This is a genomic window from Aliicoccus persicus (assembly GCF_900110815.1).
Taxonomy (GTDB): domain Bacteria; phylum Bacillota; class Bacilli; order Staphylococcales; family Salinicoccaceae; genus Aliicoccus; species Aliicoccus persicus.
In genome coordinates this window covers 37,703-55,187 of record NZ_FOIT01000001.1, presented here as the reverse complement: position 1 = coordinate 55,187, position 17,485 = coordinate 37,703, and the positions used below count along the sequence as shown (strand labels likewise).

The 17,485-nt window shown below is 37.6% G+C and carries 17 protein-coding genes; 7 read left to right on the top strand and 10 right to left on the bottom strand.

Annotation, left to right across the window (positions count from 1 at the left end; all coding sequences use genetic code 11):
- Positions 1-143: 143 nt before the first annotated feature.
- From BMW30_RS00225 to auxA, 7 genes are read right to left on the bottom strand one after another with little or no spacing between them, the layout of a single operon-like run.
- Complete coding sequence (locus BMW30_RS00225) at positions 144-1,760, bottom strand: poly(glycerol-phosphate) alpha-glucosyltransferase (RefSeq protein WP_091472582.1); 1,617 nt, start codon at positions 1,758-1,760, stop codon at positions 144-146.
- A 39-nt stretch (positions 1,761-1,799) separates the two neighbouring features.
- The gene (gene ptsP / locus BMW30_RS00220; protein ID WP_091472580.1) at positions 1,800-3,521 is read right to left on the bottom strand and encodes a phosphoenolpyruvate--protein phosphotransferase; all 1,722 of its coding nucleotides are present in this window, start codon (positions 3,519-3,521) and stop codon (positions 1,800-1,802) included.
- Positions 3,518-3,781 carry a phosphocarrier protein HPr gene (locus tag BMW30_RS00215; RefSeq protein WP_091472577.1) on the bottom strand — a complete coding sequence of 88 codons (264 nt, stop codon included), beginning with the start codon at positions 3,779-3,781 and terminating at the stop codon, positions 3,518-3,520. The genes ptsP and BMW30_RS00215 overlap by 4 nt, the downstream gene beginning before the upstream one ends.
- A gap of 45 nt (positions 3,782-3,826) precedes the next feature.
- The gene (locus BMW30_RS00210; protein ID WP_245705594.1) at positions 3,827-4,267 is read right to left on the bottom strand and encodes a hypothetical protein; all 441 of its coding nucleotides are present in this window, start codon (positions 4,265-4,267) and stop codon (positions 3,827-3,829) included.
- A gap of 59 nt (positions 4,268-4,326) precedes the next feature.
- The gene (locus BMW30_RS00205) at positions 4,327-5,505 is read right to left on the bottom strand and encodes a class I SAM-dependent rRNA methyltransferase (protein WP_091472573.1); all 1,179 of its coding nucleotides are present in this window, start codon (positions 5,503-5,505) and stop codon (positions 4,327-4,329) included.
- Positions 5,486-6,406 carry a formimidoylglutamase gene (gene hutG / locus BMW30_RS00200; protein ID WP_091472570.1) on the bottom strand — a complete coding sequence of 307 codons (921 nt, stop codon included), beginning with the start codon at positions 6,404-6,406 and terminating at the stop codon, positions 5,486-5,488. Before hutG ends, BMW30_RS00205 begins: the two co-directional genes overlap by 20 nt.
- Positions 6,393-7,646 (bottom strand): lipoteichoic acid stability factor AuxA, encoded by a 1,254-nt coding sequence (gene auxA / locus BMW30_RS00195; protein WP_091472567.1) that lies wholly within the window; start codon positions 7,644-7,646, stop codon positions 6,393-6,395. Before auxA ends, hutG begins: the two co-directional genes overlap by 14 nt.
- A gap of 599 nt (positions 7,647-8,245) precedes the next feature.
- Between auxA and BMW30_RS00190 the strand changes: the two genes are divergently transcribed.
- Positions 8,246-9,232, top strand: a complete 987-nt coding sequence (locus BMW30_RS00190; RefSeq protein ID WP_091472564.1) for a nuclease-related domain-containing protein — start codon at positions 8,246-8,248, stop codon at positions 9,230-9,232.
- Between the two features lie 582 nt (positions 9,233-9,814).
- Here the strand turns inward: BMW30_RS00190 and BMW30_RS10475 are convergent.
- The gene (locus BMW30_RS10475; RefSeq protein WP_180366162.1) at positions 9,815-11,053 is read right to left on the bottom strand and encodes a hypothetical protein; all 1,239 of its coding nucleotides are present in this window, start codon (positions 11,051-11,053) and stop codon (positions 9,815-9,817) included.
- Between the two features lie 291 nt (positions 11,054-11,344).
- On the opposite strand from BMW30_RS10475, the gene BMW30_RS00175 reads away from it, so the two are divergent.
- The 5 genes from BMW30_RS00175 (at position 11,345) to BMW30_RS00160 (ending at position 13,796) form a co-directional block, all read left to right on the top strand.
- Positions 11,345-11,596: a hypothetical protein gene (locus tag BMW30_RS00175; RefSeq protein ID WP_143248964.1), complete on the top strand. Its 252-nt coding sequence runs from the start codon at positions 11,345-11,347 to the stop codon at positions 11,594-11,596.
- An 87-nt stretch (positions 11,597-11,683) separates the two neighbouring features.
- A complete protein-coding gene (locus BMW30_RS00170; protein ID WP_091472558.1) occupies positions 11,684-11,989 on the top strand; it encodes a hypothetical protein in 306 nt (101 codons plus the stop codon).
- 97 nt (positions 11,990-12,086) lie between these two features.
- Positions 12,087-12,230 (top strand): hypothetical protein, encoded by a 144-nt coding sequence (locus tag BMW30_RS10470; RefSeq protein ID WP_180366161.1) that lies wholly within the window; start codon positions 12,087-12,089, stop codon positions 12,228-12,230.
- 136 nt (positions 12,231-12,366) lie between these two features.
- Positions 12,367-13,044, top strand: a complete 678-nt coding sequence (locus BMW30_RS00165; RefSeq protein ID WP_091472555.1) for a hypothetical protein — start codon at positions 12,367-12,369, stop codon at positions 13,042-13,044.
- A gap of 122 nt (positions 13,045-13,166) precedes the next feature.
- Complete coding sequence (locus BMW30_RS00160) at positions 13,167-13,796, top strand: DUF4352 domain-containing protein (protein WP_091472552.1); 630 nt, start codon at positions 13,167-13,169, stop codon at positions 13,794-13,796.
- A gap of 56 nt (positions 13,797-13,852) precedes the next feature.
- On the opposite strand, the gene BMW30_RS00155 is transcribed toward BMW30_RS00160, so the two are convergent.
- Positions 13,853-14,326, bottom strand: a complete 474-nt coding sequence (locus BMW30_RS00155; protein WP_091472548.1) for an immunoglobulin-like domain-containing protein — start codon at positions 14,324-14,326, stop codon at positions 13,853-13,855.
- Between the two features lie 161 nt (positions 14,327-14,487).
- On the bottom strand, positions 14,488-15,672 hold the full coding sequence (locus tag BMW30_RS00150) for an ATP-grasp domain-containing protein (protein ID WP_091472545.1): 1,185 nt from the start codon (positions 15,670-15,672) through the stop codon (positions 14,488-14,490).
- Between the two features lie 236 nt (positions 15,673-15,908).
- Here BMW30_RS00150 and BMW30_RS00145 point away from each other — a divergent pair, with 236 nt between their 5' ends.
- Positions 15,909-17,360, top strand: coding sequence for a hypothetical protein (locus BMW30_RS00145; RefSeq protein WP_091472542.1), 1,452 nt, complete (start codon positions 15,909-15,911; stop codon positions 17,358-17,360).
- Positions 17,361-17,485: the final 125 nt, after the last annotated feature.

The window sequence follows — 17,485 nt, the reverse complement described above, 5'->3', positions numbered from 1 at the left end:
TGGAACGCAAATCAATCTGCGTGCCAGTGAGCAACGCTCATTGAAACGCAAAACCCAAAATCCAAACCCAAAAATTCACACAAAAAGCCTCCTGCAACCTACACAGGAGGCTCTCAATCAAAAATCTAAATCTCAATCAATCCCTACTTCTTCTTAAATACATACTGATAGTGCACCAAACCTGACAGGTAGTGCTCAATATCATCGATTCGCACCCTAAAGCCGTGGTGCTTGATAAAGAACGAACCTAGAATACGCTCTGGATTCTTAAAGAACATTGCCAACTCTGGGTAGAAGTATCCGATGCGCTCGTAGTCGGCGCGTCGATGAATCGCGTTCATCAGCTTCTCTTCATCAATATTCTCTTTCACCACTTCGTCAAATCCGTGCTCTCGTGCGGTGTTCACTAAATAATAAGTCGACATCAACAATTCTAAAAATGTCGGGAATGTCGTCTCACGGTTATGGATAAAATCCAAGTGTCCGCTCGTATTTTTCAGTCCGAACTCAATGTACTTCTGCTCTGGTGCTACTTTTACCAGTTCGTTTGTACAATACCCAAGCCAATGGTCATGGTGCTTCCAATAATCTTTCTCGATAAAAATCTCAAATAGTTTCTTCACTGCGTCTAACCATTTTTCATCTCCATCAATTTGATACAGGCGAAGCAAAGCAAGCGCCGCTTCTCCATCATAATAAATGATGCGGTAGCGCTGTTTTACATTCAAACTTGGGTAGTGCAACACGTGTGTTGTCTCACCCTTTTCAAAATCGATCATGTCCAAAATACCATTCGCCAAACGCTGTGCGACGCGTAAATATGTCGGCGCGTCTTCCATCGTCAAGTACTCTGTCAGTGCCAAAATAAATGCCGCATTCTGACCTAACTTAATTTCGTTCATATCATTCGTGTCATCATACACGAAGTAAGTCTCGTCATTGCGCTTGATCAATTTATTTTGAATCAAATAGTTAATTGGCTTTCTCGCCACTGTCACCGAACGATTCAAATACTTCAATCCTTCTATCATCGCATACGTTGATGAAGCGTGACGCAAGTTATTATAGAAGTTTATCTCACGGTCAAAGTGCGAAAAGTATCCATAGATAAACTTCCCGTTATCTTTAATTTCTGAGGCTAAAAATTCCGTGCTCGTCGTGATGAGCTTGTCGAGTTCTTTGTTTAGGTTTTGTACTTTACGCAAACCGCGGTCCATGCCTTCTCCAACGAGTTCTACTACTTCATCGCCGTCGATTAAAAAGCCTTGTGTATGGAATTTCTCTACTGTTTTACCAACATAATTTCGATGTAAAAATGGTCGCTTTGCCTTTTTATGACGTTTTAAATAAGCGTTGACGTTGTTTTCAGACAGCTCAATGTTGCTGCCTTCTCCCGTCGGCTTCATAAAAGCATTCGCGTTTATTTCTTCTGGTAAGAATGTCATCATTGCTGTTTTATCTAGTCGAATTCCAAACGGAATGTAGTTTCTTCGAATGGATGTCATTTCCGCAATCAAGTCTTCATACTGTAATTCTTCACGACTTGTAATCGCATCGATACGGACCCACTCTGGCATATGTCCAGTATCGGATTTGAATTTCAATACTTGTTTTAAAATATCTTCTTTAAAGTATCTCGGTTTTTTCAGTAAAAATGTCATCGCTTTTATTTTTGGTTCACCGAGACTCAATACTAATTCATCTGGTTCATGTCCTAATTTTTTTATACGTGTTAGTACTTCACTCACTTGATTTTCCATATTTACCTCCGAAAGCTTCGCTTATATCATTCACAAACATTAAAGATGGTTGATAAAATCCTTCACTAACAATCTTACCTGTTCTCCACCTGTACATTCAACCGCATGCTGAGCAAGCTTTTCAACAGATGTCACGGACAATCGTGAAATCTGTTGTCGCGATTTTAAAATATGTGTGTGATCCATCGATAAATTTCGTACACCAAGACCGATGAGTAACGGAATCATCAACGCGTCGCGTGCGATATCGCCACAGACACAAACTGGTGTATCGGCATTCTTTCCTTGCTCGACAACATGTTTTATTATTTTTAACATCGCCGGGTTTGCTGCATCATTATATTTTGCGACATTTGCATTCGTACGATCTGCTGCAAACATGTATTGTGCCAAGTCATTAGTTCCAACCGATAAAAAATCACACATATCAGAGAACTCTCCAGCCATCAATGCAGCGCCAGGCGTTTCTATCATGACGCCAATCTTCACATCGTCATCAAATGGATGGGCTTCTTCTTTTAATTCTGTTTTCACTTGATCGACAATTCGTAGAATATCTTTAAGCTCATCCACTGTCGTCACAAACGGAAACAAGATTTGTAAATTACCCTGCATACTCGCACGGAATAATGCACGTAACTGTGTCAATAATAGATCGATATGTTTAAATAGGTAGCGCATACCGCGTGTACCTAAAAATGGATTGTTTTCGACTTCATCGTCAAGCATCATTTGCTTGTCGCCACCATAGTCCAGCATGCGTATCGTGACGCTATCATTCTCAGGTACAGATTTTAAAATCGATCGATAGAGGTCCACTTGTGTCTCCTCCTTCGAAAGATCTTTATCACCATTAAATAAAAACTCACTCCGAACGAGTCCGATACCTTCTGCACCGACTTCCTCGTAGTGCTTTAACGCACTCAGTTCGTTCACATTCATCATCAAATTGATAGCCACATTATCTTGGGTGCGTGTATCTTTATCTTTTAATGATTGCAGTGTTTCTAACGATTTTAAATACGCATCTCTTCTTATTTCAAACGCGCGGATATTATCAGCATCAGGGTTTACAATGACGAGTGATGCTTCAGTATCAATAATGACTGACGCACCATGCTTAATCCGTGAAAATCCCGGTCGATCCACTTGCATCAATGGAATGCCCATCGCTTGTGCTAGCATCGTTGCGTGTGAGAACGGACTTGCTTCGGCGACGATGATGCCTTTCACAAACTCGGGATTCAAAGATGCAATAAATGATGGGGTTAACTTTTCGGCAACGAAGATAATTTCTTCGTCGACTTGTGTCGCATCAAACGTTCGTGTACCAACGAGATGTCGTGCAATCCGGATAGTAATATCATCAACATCGGCACTGCGCACTTTTAAGTAATCATTCATGTGGCTCAGCTTCGTTTGAGATGACTTGCGCCAATCGTCCAACGCTTCAACAGGATCTATGCCAGATTGAATTCGAGACTCAATCGCTTGAACAAATACCGGATCATCAATCACCATCATATGTGCATCAAAAATAGCAGCTTGCTGCTTACCGATTCTATCCTCTGTGTAGTTCCTGATTTTCATCAATTCAATTTGTGTTTCATGCAAGGCAAATTGAAAGCGCTCGATACGTGTATCGACCGCTTCTAAATTTAACCGTGTTTCAAACACCGATTGATTTTCTTCTAATACCCAAGCTTTAGAAATTGCGATACCACGCACCAGTTCGCGACCATCAATCGTCGTTTTACTCATCCGATTAACCCTTCCTCCGCTAGCGTTTTCTCTATGCCATCAATCGCTTCTTTTGCATCTTTACCGTCTGCAATGACAACGACTTCAGAATTTTGCCCAACGCCTAGAGACATCACGCCCATGATTGACTTTAAGTTCACGCGTTTGCCATTAAATTCAAGTTGAATATCTGAATCGTATTTAGATGCTGACTGTACAAGCAAGGTCGCTGGACGCGCATGAATGCCTGTTTCATCTGTTATAAAAAATGCCTTTTCCATCCACTTCACTCCCCACTTCAGTTACTTATTCAATGCTTTGTGCCGCTATACTTCACCTTTTACTATTTTGACACATCTTTCAACGTGACTGTTACCCAAACGTTTCATCATGTAGTAACTGATTAAACCGCTGACCATATTACCGACGAGTGGTATGAATCTAAATAAGAACCCACGCTTTACAGAACGACGAATCATAAATCGAACGAGACGGTTACCGACAAACTCACTAATAAAAGATGTCCCAAGTACGAGTGCTTTTTCTTTTTGATCATCAAATGCACTGTTTACTTCTTCATGTTCAATGCCGAAAATGTCTTCAATATTTTGAGACATGTCACGCATGAGTTTCATATCCGTACCAATATCTAAAAATGGAATCGGTACGATGGCAGCGATAGATGAATATAATGACTTTTTACGCACAAGTTCACGTGCTTCTCTCTCTTTCGCTTCTATTTGATGCACTGTTAGTTGATATTCCATTATAATTCTCCTCTTATTTCCTAAATTCTACATTATCAAATACCCTGTCACACGCATGTCTAACCATTCAGAGAGACTGTGACGACCTTTAAATACTTCCCATTTTTGTACCCTTTTGATACCGGAAAGTCTTTAGGTAATCCTTTCACATCTTCAATCTTACTTTCGTAGCCAAGCTTTTCTAAGGTCGAAGTAATCTGAGATTTAAATTGGTTCAAAGTAAACGTTTCAAGATTTTGACTGAGTATGAGCTGTCCGTTCTTCTTTAAAACTTTAACACTTTCAGCGATTAGTTTCGGATAGTCTCGCTCGACTTTAAACACTTTGCTCTTGTTTCTCGCAAATGACGGTGGATCGATCAAAATCACATCATATTTCATATTGTTTCTAGCCGCATACTTTAAAAATTCAAATGTATCCATAATATGTGTACTGTGTCGTTCCGTATCCATATCGTTCAATTTAAAATTATCATCGATGAGCTCAATTGAACGTTTCGCTAAATCAACGCTTGTCGTCGTCATGCCTGCACGTGCTGCTGCAATTGAAAAGGTTCCGCTGTACGCAAACAAGTTCAGCATCGATGCACCAGGCTTGTTCATTCGACTGAGCGCCTTGCGTGTTTCTCGCTGATCAATAAACAGACGTGTCATCGGACCATCATTTAAATGTGCGTAGTAGTCAATGCCTGTTTCTTTGACGACAATCGGGAATGTCACATTACCATATACATGATTGTTTTCAGTCTGGAGTTTGCCGTCTGACATGACGCGTGTCTGTTCCGTAATTGAACTCGGCTTGAGCGCGACGATTAATGCCCGCATAATTGCATCACGATACTGATAAACGCCATTCGTATTGTAGACGACGAATAAATGATGATCATAGTAATCAATCATCAATCCACCAAGACCATCTCCGATTTCATTAAATAAACGAAACACATTCGTACCCGTTTCATTAAATAGCGCCGTTCGTTTATCGATGGCTGTTTGAATTAAATCAGCGACATAATAATCATCAATCACAACATTCGCGTCACGCGTAATAACCCAACCTTGCGCTTTGGCTTCCATCGTTAAAATTGCTGTGCCGATGTATTCACCGTAATGGCTTTCCAGTGAAATCAGTTGACCATTGTTTAAAAATACATCATCCGATAGGTCTCCATATTCAATATTGACTTGACCTTTAAAGTATTTGTTCTCTTGTCCTTTTTTAATCTGAACGCGTTCCATGCGCACCTCTTTCTTGAATCACTCGATATATAATACTCGCTGCAAGCCTTGAAGTTCGCTCATCAACGTCCAGTTCTGGATTGACTTCACTGACGTCAAAACTCACTAAATTGTCTAACTGTGCCATTGCTTCAACCATATGATGAACCTCTTGACTTGAGAATCCGTTCGGACTTGGCGCACTCGTACCCGGTGCAACCGCTTGCTGCACAGCATCCATACAAAGCGTGCCGAAGACGACATCATAATCCGCAAGTTTTGATAGCCCTTCGTTAAACTGCTCAAAATTGCTTTTGCGCAAATCATCCATTGTCACATACGTCACACCAAATGAATTCGCCGTATCAAACAGCGTTTTTGTGTTGCTTGCTGGTTCTATACCATACACGTAATAATCGATGTTTTTATCGTCTTTTAATATCTGATAAAACATCGTCCCAGAAGATGGCGATTCCTTACGAATGTCAAAATGGGCATCAAAATTAACGACAGCAATCTTCGTATCTTTAAAATACTGTCTCACACCTAAATAATGTCCGTAAAGCGTTTCGTGTCCCCCACCGATAATGATCGGAAACTGCTTTGATTCAAGCACGCGCGTGACATGTTCACCGAGACATATTTGAGAACCCTCTAAATCTTCATCTGCTAAAATGTTGCCATATTCATACAGCTTACCTGTATATGCAAGTGGTGCGAGTTTATTCTTAACGTGCACTGGACCGAGGTGCTGCCCAGTTCTCCCTTTGTTGCGCTTGACACCTTCGTCAGAGCAAAACCCTATCAATGAAATACCACCTGGCACATACTTTTTCCAAGGTTCAATCACTTGGTGAATGCGTTCCTTGACATTCGGATCATCCGTGCGACCAGTATATTCATGAAACTTAATCTCTTTCATCTTGTGTATCCCCTTCCGTATTAAAGTCTTTAAATATGCTAAACAAAAGCAGCGGTGTCGTCAGTACGACAAGCAGCACATTAAACGGTAGTATGAATAAGCTGAGCTCGACATCCATCATCAGTGTCACAAATAAGTTGACCGTCACAACGAGCCAAAGAATCGTAATCAGTACCATCTGCCTAACGTAATAACGATTTTGGAATAAATTTAATACCGTCACTAAAAGATAAAGTAATGATATTAACAAAATAAAAGCTAAGTTCACCCATTGATACATATAGTTCATGTTATCGAGTCTGAAATAACCTTCAGTAATTACACCGTGGCGGTTGCTGAACTCAATCAAAATAATTAAAAATGCCATCAAACCAAGCGCAATCTCGATGTGATTTGCGCGTAACCATTTCGGAATACCGACTTCGAAAAAATTGAGTACACCATTCAATACCGTATTTCTAAAATCAGAAAGCTGACTTGAGAATTTAAAGTATTGGTTCGGGTTAATGCGACGTTCATGTTTAGAGCGTCTCGAGATTTTTATTTCTTGCGTCTCGTATTCTGGCACAGACTCATTTACGCTCGAACGTAAAAATACGCCGACCCAAAGTGCGCCGAATGCGAACAACCAGAATGTACCAAAGAAAATGTTAAAGCTTAACACGTCGATCGGCGTTAATCCGTTGTCTAAACTGCTGTAGACGCTGATCTGTGTTAAAAAGTACGCGAGTCCGTAGAAGAATAATAAAATCATATATTGCTCTTTACGGTGTCGCGGATCAAAATAATGCTGGTAAATGTAGTACAGCATGTGCAATAAAAATGCGAGCGTAAAGAAAAATGCCGTCCAGCCGTATACTTGGTACATCAGAATTGTCGTTGCGATAAATAGCAAGGATGCTAATACTATAAAAAATATGCTGAGTAATCTGTCGTGTTTTGTCGTATGTAGAACGAGTTGTGCAACTTTCATCATGACGAGTCCGAATAAGATCAGCACAATTGCACCGATTAATGGAAATGGTGCGGGTCCAAATAAATTAGATATAACAAATAAAACTTCTAGAAAAAATGTGTTTAATAAATCAAGTACAGATTCGATTTCTAAGTCTCCCACCGACTCGAAAGAATCGTCATGGAGTAAGTCGATATTAAATAAAATAAATACGCCTAATAGTATGAAGAAAAATCCAATGGTCATACTGATATAGACTTCACTGCGCTGTATCCATCTCAACATAAGCTTCTTTCACCTCATTTTTACATTATAGATGAAATTTTCATTCTTTTCATTAAGAAACCTATTGGTGTGGAGTGCGGTTGTTGGTGATTTGGGTGTGGTTGGGTGGTTTTGGTGGTTTTGGGTGGTTTGGGTGGTTTGGGTGGTTTGGGTGGTTTGCTGGACTATGAGATGAGCTCACTGGCACGCAAACTCATTTGACTGACTATGAGATCTGCTCACGGGCACGCAAACTCATTTGACTGACTGTGAGATTTGCTCACTGGCACGCAAACTCATTTGACTGACTATGAGATCTGCTCACTGGCACGCAAACTCATTTGACTGACTGTGAGATTTGCTCACTGGCACGCAAACTCATTTGACTGACTATGAGATCTGCTCACTGGCACGTAAACTCATTTGACTGACTGTGAGATACGCTCATCGCCACACAAACATCTTAGGAATACATTTATCAAGTTCTGCATGCATTTTTATCTGTACCAAATAAAGAAATTTAAAGTTTTTCTCACTTTTTTTACAAGTAAAAAAAATTACTCAAGAAAAAAAGGCTTATATAGTATGAGAGGGTTTTTAAATTTTGATAGGAGGATTATATGATTTTACATCAACGCAAACCAGATATTGAACTTTTGTTCTTCCGCGCATTCAACCATCGCTCGACACTCAGCACAAAAGATGAAGCTAAACTCAATCGTCTAGAGAAAGGTTATACAGGTGAACTCATTTATGACAAAATCTACGATCAGGTAATTAATCATCTCTACACTTTTAGAAATATTTATCTGAAAATAGAGGACACAACACTTCAGATTGATTCACTAATTGTTACAGATTATGGACTTATTGTTCATGAAATCAAAAACTTCCAAGGTCTATACGAAATCATTAACAACAAATGGACGATTCGCCAATCCCCTCTCTCAAACGATCCCATTATTCAACTTAAGCGAACGACGAACAAACTTCATTCTCTCAATTATACACTTCAAGAAAACATGTCAATATTAGGAAAACTTGTCTTCCCTAATATCGAATTTAATATTGAATCACATGATAAAGAGATTTTAGAACAGATTATAATTCGTAGTCAGTTAAGAAGATATTTCCATGAATTAAAGGGGTTTACTTCTACAGAAAAAGCTAATTTCTATGTTAATTATATTGCAGAAAATATAATCGAGAACCCATTCTTTAATAGAAAAGTTAATATAACCGACGTTAAAAAAGGTGTATATTGTTTCAAATGTAATAGTTTTAATATGAAAAAATTGCAGTTTCATTTTAAATGCCAGGACTGCCAATGTATGGATACCATTCAAACACATATTTTAAGAACATTGTCAGATTACAATGCACTTTTTTATAAGGAACCAATTACTTTATCTCGCTTATATGAATTTATTGATGGCTCTGTGAGTAAGAGAAGTTTGATACGTGTTTTAAGTAAGTACTGTACTAAAACAGATCTAGGTCGAGGATCTACTTATACATTTAACTATCATGATTTTGAAGAGGCTCTGACCAGCACAGATAAAAAATCGAGATATTTTGATTATAGTCGACTAGAGTTAGTACGATAATTTTTGAATAATTAATTTCTCTGATTCTGATTGATTCAAAATTAGCAATTAGTTGGACTGAACAGATTTTGACTGACTATAAGATCTGCTCACGGGCGTGTAGATTCAAGTGGACTGACAGTGAGCAAAGTTCATTGGAACGCAAATTCGTTTGACTGACTATGAGCGAGTCTCATTGGAACGCAAATTCATTTGACTGACAGTGAGCAAAGCTCATTGGCACGTAAATCTGTTTGACTGACTATGAGCAAAGTTCATTGGCACGCAAATTCATTTGACTGACTATGAGAAAAGTTCATTGGCACGCAAATTCATTTGACTGACTATGAGCAAAGTTCATTGGCACGCTAATCCGTTTGACTGACTATGAGCGAAGCTCACAGGCACGCTAATCCGTTTGACTGACTATGAGCGAAGCTCACAGGCACGCTAATCCGTTTGACTGACTATGAGATCAGCTCACGGGTATGCAAATGGATTTGACTGACTATGAGATGAGCTCATAGGCACGCAGATTGATTAAAACTCCTTACAACAAAAAAAAGACCCCACGAATGTGGGGTCGTGAATCAAATATTCAAATTAAAGCGTTCTGTGTTCGATGAATTCAAGTAACTCGTCAAATTCGTACGTGTCACCTTCTACATCAGCGTCTGCATCAGCATCAGCGTCGGCATCAGCGTCAGCATCTGCATCTGCATCTGCGTCGGCATCAGCATCTGCGTCAGCATCTGCGTCGGCATCAGCGTCAGCATCTGCATCTGCGTCAGCATCAGCATCTGCATCAGCATCTGCGTCTGCGTCGGCATCAGCGTCTGCGTCGGCGTCAGCATCAGCGTCGGCATCTGCATCAGCATCTGCATCTGCGTCGGCATCTGCTTCTACGTCAAGATCTTCATCTACAGCGTCGTCTTCAACGCCCTCTTCAACGTCACGGCTTTGTAATCTAACATCTAATTCAGGGTTTACATCACCATATGCAATTAATACTTCTACAGTTTCACCTGGAGAAACAAGCTCAGTTGCTGCTTCTAACTTGTCATAGTCCTCATGTGTTTCAGGAACTAATGTTGTATAGTTTTCAAGCGTTCTCTCAGAATCTGCTGCTTCATCTACTTCACGAACCGCTAAGTCTAAACCGAAACCTTCAACCGGAGTTGTTGGTACGTCAGAAAGGTTTGTGAATTCGAATTCGATGAATACTAATGTTGAAGGTGCTTCTTCTTCAACAGCATCAGCATCTGCATCAGCATCTGCGTCAGCATCAGCGTCAGCGTCTGCATCAGCGTCTGCATCAGCGTCTGCATCTGCGTCAGCATCAGCGTCAGCGTCTGCATCAGCGTCTGCATCAGCGTCGGCATCAGCATCTGCATCAGCATCTGCATCTGCTTCTACATCATCTTCAGCTACTTCTTCTTCAACTTCAGCTTCTTCTGGCTCTAAGTCAGAAGGTACGAAGTCTTGTAAGTAGTAGTCTGTAATTGAATAGTCACCATACTCACCAGTGTATTGGAACTGTTCTACACCGTCTGCATCCGCGTCAGCGTCGGCATCAGCATCAGCGTCTGCATCTGCGTCAGCATCAGCATCCGCGTCAGCATCAGCGTCTGCGTCGGCGTCAGCATCTGCATCGGCGTCAGCTTCTGGATCATCTTCATCATCTTCAGTTGTATCTTGTAAGACATATTCTTCAGTTGTTAGTAAAGAGGTATCATCTGCCTCTTCTGCGTTATCTTCTGCATCGTTATCAGCGTCATCACCATTACATGCTGCAAGTAATAAACTTGTCCCTAGGACTAACCCAAATTTTCTTAACTTCATGTCTAATACTCTCCCTTATAAAAAGTTTGAATCACATATCTCAGTTAAATAAATTGAATTCGTTCTATATTTTTAGTGAGTACAATTGTATTTAAACTGATAACAATAGCTACAAGTTTATGTGTAACAACTTGTAACCACGGTTACTTTGCTATATACCCACAAAGATTAAAAATACACATCATTTTTAAAAAGTTTGTGAAATTTTTATAAATTACCGAACGTTTTATATATTGTCGATAATACATGGGTATATAGGAGGGGAAAATTAAAATGACGGAGGTTATTCATATGAGAAGTTTAGTACGATACTTCGCTGTTTTTATACTAAGTGTTTGTGTGATTACAGTATCTCAAGACGTCCATGCGCAATCTGACGAAGATTTAGAAGAAAAGAATCAAGAACTCATTGAAGAAAATGAAACTTTAAAAGAAACAATCGCATCGCTTGAAGAACAAATTGCCGAACTTGAAGCACAACTCTCAACTTTAAATGAAGATGAAGATAAAGATAACGATGAATCAGACATCGACTATGATTAAGTATTAAGTGTCGGTGATGAATCAGAAGTCGATGGTATAACAATCAGAGTTGAAGACGCTTATTATACCGATGAACGCAATGAATTTATGGCTGAGGGTGTGAACGAAGTATTAGTCGTCGATATTTATTTCGAGAATAACTCTGGGGAACTCTATCAAGCACCTTTAGTACAAGACATGTCTCTTATGAATGGTGAAGAATATTTAGTGACGTATCCAATTGTTGGAATGGATTATGAGGACATTGAAGTCGCAGATGGTGAAAGTATCACAAGAAGTTTTGCATATGGAATTTATGAAAATCCAAGTACGATTGAATTAGAATTTGCGCCAGGTTTACTGGGCATGCCACAACCTGAAAATATAGTTAAATTTGATGTGACGCCAGAATAATCCATTAAAATCTAACACTATAAAAAACTTCATTCATGTTTGTTTTATCGGATGATGGGTATTTTCTAGTTAAGAAAAGATACTGGAGGTTTTCAAAATGTTTAAAGATAAAAAAGAAGAATTAAAAGAAGCGGCAGAAAACTTAAAAGAAACGGAAAGAGAAAAACGAGAACAAGAGAATGACGATAAATCTGGTGAAGAAAAGACGAAAGAAAATATACAAGATTCGTTTGAACAATAATAAATGTATAGATTTGAATTGACATCATAGAGAGATACATCAAAATGATGTCTCTCTTTTTTATCTGACAATTTATTGTGTTTCATCAATTGCTTTACATAGATTTAAGTAAACTAAAAATATGGAGGTTAATAGAATGAATGATGTAAAGCGTTACATCGGTGTATTAGCAGTGAGTACTTTTTTGTTTACAATGCCTCATATTTCTCTTGCAAAAGATGATACTGAACTTGTTGAAGAAAATCAGAAATTGCTTGATGAAATAGAACAACTGAATGAAACGATAGAGCAGCAAGAAAAACGTATTGACGAACTTGAAGAATTGGTTGCGACTTATAGAGAAAATGAAGAGGAAATTGAATTAGAAATTGATGATGAAGAAGAGGACGAAGTTTATCAAATCGGCAAAGCATTCGAAGTAAACGGTGTGACAATTCGTGTTGAAGATGCGTATTACACAGACGAAAGAAATCAACTGGCTGGTGGTTCACCTGATCACGTGCTGATGATTGAGATTTATTATGAAAATGAGAGCGGTGCTGATTACACGCCTGTGTTTGACTTCGAACTTTATTACGATGAAACGATAGCAAAAGAACATCCGATTGGCGATGGCATTTTAGAGACGATTTCAGATGGAAGAAATTCAACAGGTACTTTGGCTTATGAAATTATGGGCAGTCCCGAAGTGATTGAACTAGAATATAAGCAAATGGTAAATCTATTTACGCACGCTGATCCAGTCATTGTGGATGTCACACCGGAAGAAGATGAAGAAGATGAAAATGATGAAGAAGTTGAGGAAGATAAATAAAAATTCGATAGTTATGATTGTTAGAGATGCATCTCAATGATGCATCTCTTTTTCATTCAACTATTTACAATATTTAGTGGATTGCTATACTTGAATTATTATATAAAAATATGGAGGTTAACATGAGCTTAGTTCAACGTTACATGAGTGTTTTTGTTTTGGGTGTATTTACTTTTACATTGTCGCAAAATGCTTTCGCGCAGGATGTCGATGAACTGATGGAAGAAAATCAAGAATTGATGGATGAGATTGAAGAACTGAACGAAACAATTGTGAATCTTGAAGAACAGATTGCTGAGCTTGAAGCGATGATTGAATCTCTTACAGAAGATGAAGAAGCGGTTGAAGCAGATAATGATGCAGATGAAAGTGACAGATATGGTATTGGTGATGAATTTGAAGTCAATGGTGTGACACTTCGAGTAGAAGATGCCTACTACACAGACCAGAGAAATGAATTTGTTGATATTTCTCCGGATCAAGTGTTGATGATTGAAATATTCTATGAGAATAATAGTGGTGAAGACTATTCACCTGCGTTTGACTTTAATGTCTATTATGATGGTACATTAGCAGATACACACCCAGTTGGAGACATTATTCTAGATAATGTTTCTGATGGAAGGAATTCATCTGGTACTTTAGCTTTTGAAATTATGGGTGAGCCTGAGACAATCGAGCTAGAATATTCTCAGTTACTCGATCTATTTTCAGACTCTGAAAGTATCATTGTCGATGTGACACCTGAATAAGCACATAAAAATAGTCGGTATGTACGAATATTCTCGTACATGCCGACTATAATTTTTTATTCCGTCACAACTTCAAATGGAACAATCACCTCAACAGATTCAGATTCACCATTTTCGTCTGCGATAGAAAATATTTTAATAATCCGATAGTCTCCAGGTGCTAGTGATGCTTCACCTTCACCACGTATGATATGTGTGAATTCATGTGATCCGCCAGGTTCGATAATATATGCAATCATAACAAACACATCGAACGGTGTAATGTCTTCCCATTGTTCACCATCGTAATACTCTAACGTATATGGTGCCCCACCTTGTAGATTCGAACTTTCGTGATTATTGATTACTGTAAAAGTGATACCTTCCGCATCCGTTCCAACGACCGATTCTTCAAGTTCAACTTCAATATACTCATTATCAACGTCAATATCCTCAACAACATCATCTTCGATATTCACTTCCCCACCCTCATCCGTGTCGTTTCCGTAAACACCTGTGGCAAGTAACAATAGTACTATGATTTTAATCATTAAAAATTCCTTCCTCTATTCAGACAGATTTTTTTATGATTCTCTCGTGTTATCTAAGGCCGATAAAGACCCGACTATCCCTTGGTCATTGCCCACTCTCATCACGACTCATCTTATTGTAATTTACCATTTACGTTCTTTTCTTCAAACACACACAAATCCTACTTATTCGTTAAATTTTTAATTACATTTTCTAATGCCTTCTGCTTTTTATGAAGAGCTTTGTATCTCTCGGCCATTAATTGAATATCTTCCCGACTCATTTGATCAATATCTAGTCTATCTTCTAACACCCTTTTCTCAAGAATTAAAGATCTAAATATATAATTAAAAGGGTTTTGAGGTTCACCAATATATGGAAAATAGTTTAACTGAAACGCTGGTCGACTGTTGATCTCTAAAATTACTGCCTCAGTATCATTCAAATCGTTCAGTATGATATCTACACCTGCTGTTTGACAGCCTGGTATAGCAGTAACACCCGCTTCTGCAAGCTCAAGTATTTCTTTCTTAATCAAATCTGTGATAACGATGTTCTCACCACCGTTAACTAAGTTTGAAACTGGATTTAAAACAATAAGTTTACCGTCTTCTATCACAGATTTCATATTGAGATTTTGGCGCTTAAGATGATTGGTCATTCTTCGGTTCACTTTAATGAGCTTATTTGCAAAAAATCCGTTTTTACTACGGACTTCATTCTTTTGATTAATAAGATGTTCAATTGTATCTTGTCCGTTACCTATGACATATGCTGGCGTTCGAATCGTTGCAGACATCGCTTTCCCTTCTGCGACAACGACTCTGACTTCGAAACCTTCAATATAATCCTGTACGAGTACTCGAGGTGTTTTTACTTTAAGTCGCTTTTGGAGCGCAAAGCATCGCTTCCATACTTCATCTAGATTTTCTGGTGTAACGTCTGTATGTACACCACGCCCTTGCATTAAATCTAATGGTTTAACAACATACCTATTCCTACCATCCACGATATGTTTGAGCGCTTGATCAATATCACCTTCACGAAGTAAAATTGAATTCGATGTTGGAATGTTTGAGAGCTTCAAAAATTTTTCTGTTATAAATTTATCAGTTGTGATCGCCATTCCATACATACTGTTATTATGATAATAACTGCGTCGGTGTTTTCTTATTTCAAGGTCCCCATCAAAAATTTTCGTGCGCCTAATACCTCTGACAACAGTGGGTTCGTATTTTATACCCAGTGTATCTAATTCCCGCTTTAATAATGCTGTGGATGTCTGTGATATATCTAAACTATAATCGTTACGTTCTTTGTCTTTTACGCGTTCTAATATGTCTTCTAATAATTTCGTGTTTCCCAAGTCTTGTTCCTGCTTTCACAAATGTTTTTTGATTGTTCATTGTATAACTCAACTTTCAATGCTAATCTAACTTCAAACAAGTTATACTTGTAACTTTTCTCTCTGTAAATTTATTTATGTTAAAAGTTAAGTTATAAACATTGGTATGTCAACAGTATTCTAGACAGTTTTTCTATCATGAAAGGTCGTTCTAAGATATAATTGTTGTAACTCTATAAACTTTAAGGAGAAAATTTATGAGTATAAGGTTATACCCTCTTGGTTATATTCTATCTGATGAAATAGTAAAAAAATTACCCTCTAACTATGTGAGTCAAGAACTCAGTCATAATTATTTTTACTATATTGACAAAGGAACTCCGTACTCAATTTATGAAAGCGAAGATAATTTCTTGATTATACATGGTGAATATATGCATATTGGAATTAATAATAATATTCCTAACCATAAATTGGCTGAAAAATTATTATTTCTTTATTCTAACAATTTTGATGAATTTTTAAATCTCTTAGACTATATAGCGGGACGCTTTACCATTATTGTCAAAGAAGTCAGTAGTATTAAAATCTTTCCAGATGCAACTAATGCACGTTCAAACTATTATTGTACAGATCGGATTCTTGTTTCGTCACATGCTTTTTTACTGGCAGATGTTTTGGACTATAATATTCCAAAAGGGAAAATAAAACACGAACATAAAATTTTTTTAAATACACTTTACGACAATGTTAAATCTACCATCTCCAACCATTATACTGAATTAATGAGTAACAAGGTAACAAGATTCTTTCCAAGAGAAAATAATCCTTTTTCTAATATGGATGAAGAAAGGAAATTTCAACTCATTGAAAAATTCTGGAAAACACAAATAGATGAATTTAGTAAATATGATAATAAATTAATCTTCTCTATTACAGGTGGGTTAAACAGTCGTTTTGCTCTTTCTTTGTCAAAAGAGCACATCAATAATCTAAGTTTCTTTACTTATGCATTAAAAGAAAAAATAGATAACTCAAATAACGTATCTAGATTACTTTCACTTGATTATGCAATTGTTACTGATATTCTAAAGGATATACCATTAAATCATAAGTTTTTCTATTTACATGATAATCCTAAGACCTTAACTGACGAAGAATCAAAAATTCTTAATAAAAATACTACTCATAGTCATTTACCTATTTTAAATAAATATGTAGAAGACGCCTTCGGGGATAATTCAATACACCTAAGAAGCAACCTTCTAGAAATTGGACAAGCTCATTTATATAGGAGAAGAGAAGTAGAGAGTTCAAGTAAAGAAGCAAAAGATTCTGTAATGAGAATGTATAAAAGACAAACTACTAATACGTCTTTTCTTGAACAGTTATATGATGAATTTGTATCTAATACGGATTACCTTTCTAATACTTATGATTACCATACAGTTGATCTAGTGTACTGGGAACTTAGAATGGGCCGCTGGCTGTGTGAAGTGTATAACAATCATGATTCTATTCTTAGAACTATAAATCCATTTAATCACCGGGCATTAATATGTTTATCATTAGCCTTCCCTTATGAACAAAGACGTGACCTGTACATGTTCAAAGAGATTATTAATAGGAACTATCCAATTTTAAATTTTTATGGATTTAATAATCTTAAAAATCTTTATGAGCAGTCTAAAGAAAAGAGAAACTTATAAATTTTGAAATTATTCTGAAGAAGGTGTTTTTTACAGTAAATAAAGTTACGTTTTATCATAAACAGATTAATGCCTTAATTATAATCTGGTCTAATCTTTCATTAAAAGAGTTTGGAGGTTTCACT

What these genes read in the sequence shown, in the direction of transcription:
- hutG (WP_091472570.1), bottom strand. Translation starts at nt 6,406, where the DNA reads ATGAAAGAGATTAAGTTTCATGAATATACTGGTCGCACGGATGATCCG.
- BMW30_RS00170 (WP_091472558.1), top strand. Translation starts at nt 11,684, where the DNA reads ATGGCTGAGGGTGTGAACGAAGTATTAGTCGTCGATATTTATTTCGAG.
- auxA (WP_091472567.1), bottom strand. Translation starts at nt 7,646, where the DNA reads ATGTTGAGATGGATACAGCGCAGTGAAGTCTATATCAGTATGACCATT.
- BMW30_RS00225 (WP_091472582.1), bottom strand. Translation starts at nt 1,760, where the DNA reads ATGGAAAATCAAGTGAGTGAAGTACTAACACGTATAAAAAAATTAGGA.
- BMW30_RS10475 (WP_180366162.1), bottom strand. Translation starts at nt 11,053, where the DNA reads ATGAAGTTAAGAAAATTTGGGTTAGTCCTAGGGACAAGTTTATTACTT.
- BMW30_RS00175 (WP_143248964.1), top strand. Translation starts at nt 11,345, where the DNA reads ATGAGAAGTTTAGTACGATACTTCGCTGTTTTTATACTAAGTGTTTGT.
- BMW30_RS00145 (WP_091472542.1), top strand. Translation starts at nt 15,909, where the DNA reads ATGAGTATAAGGTTATACCCTCTTGGTTATATTCTATCTGATGAAATA.
- ptsP (WP_091472580.1), bottom strand. Translation starts at nt 3,521, where the DNA reads ATGAGTAAAACGACGATTGATGGTCGCGAACTGGTGCGTGGTATCGCA.
- BMW30_RS00215 (WP_091472577.1), bottom strand. Translation starts at nt 3,781, where the DNA reads ATGGAAAAGGCATTTTTTATAACAGATGAAACAGGCATTCATGCGCGT.
- BMW30_RS00210 (WP_245705594.1), bottom strand. Translation starts at nt 4,267, where the DNA reads ATGGAATATCAACTAACAGTGCATCAAATAGAAGCGAAAGAGAGAGAA.
- BMW30_RS00160 (WP_091472552.1), top strand. Translation starts at nt 13,167, where the DNA reads ATGAGCTTAGTTCAACGTTACATGAGTGTTTTTGTTTTGGGTGTATTT.
- BMW30_RS00190 (WP_091472564.1), top strand. Translation starts at nt 8,246, where the DNA reads ATGATTTTACATCAACGCAAACCAGATATTGAACTTTTGTTCTTCCGC.
- BMW30_RS00205 (WP_091472573.1), bottom strand. Translation starts at nt 5,505, where the DNA reads ATGGAACGCGTTCAGATTAAAAAAGGACAAGAGAACAAATACTTTAAA.
- BMW30_RS00165 (WP_091472555.1), top strand. Translation starts at nt 12,367, where the DNA reads ATGAATGATGTAAAGCGTTACATCGGTGTATTAGCAGTGAGTACTTTT.
- BMW30_RS10470 (WP_180366161.1), top strand. Translation starts at nt 12,087, where the DNA reads ATGTTTAAAGATAAAAAAGAAGAATTAAAAGAAGCGGCAGAAAACTTA.
- BMW30_RS00155 (WP_091472548.1), bottom strand. Translation starts at nt 14,326, where the DNA reads ATGATTAAAATCATAGTACTATTGTTACTTGCCACAGGTGTTTACGGA.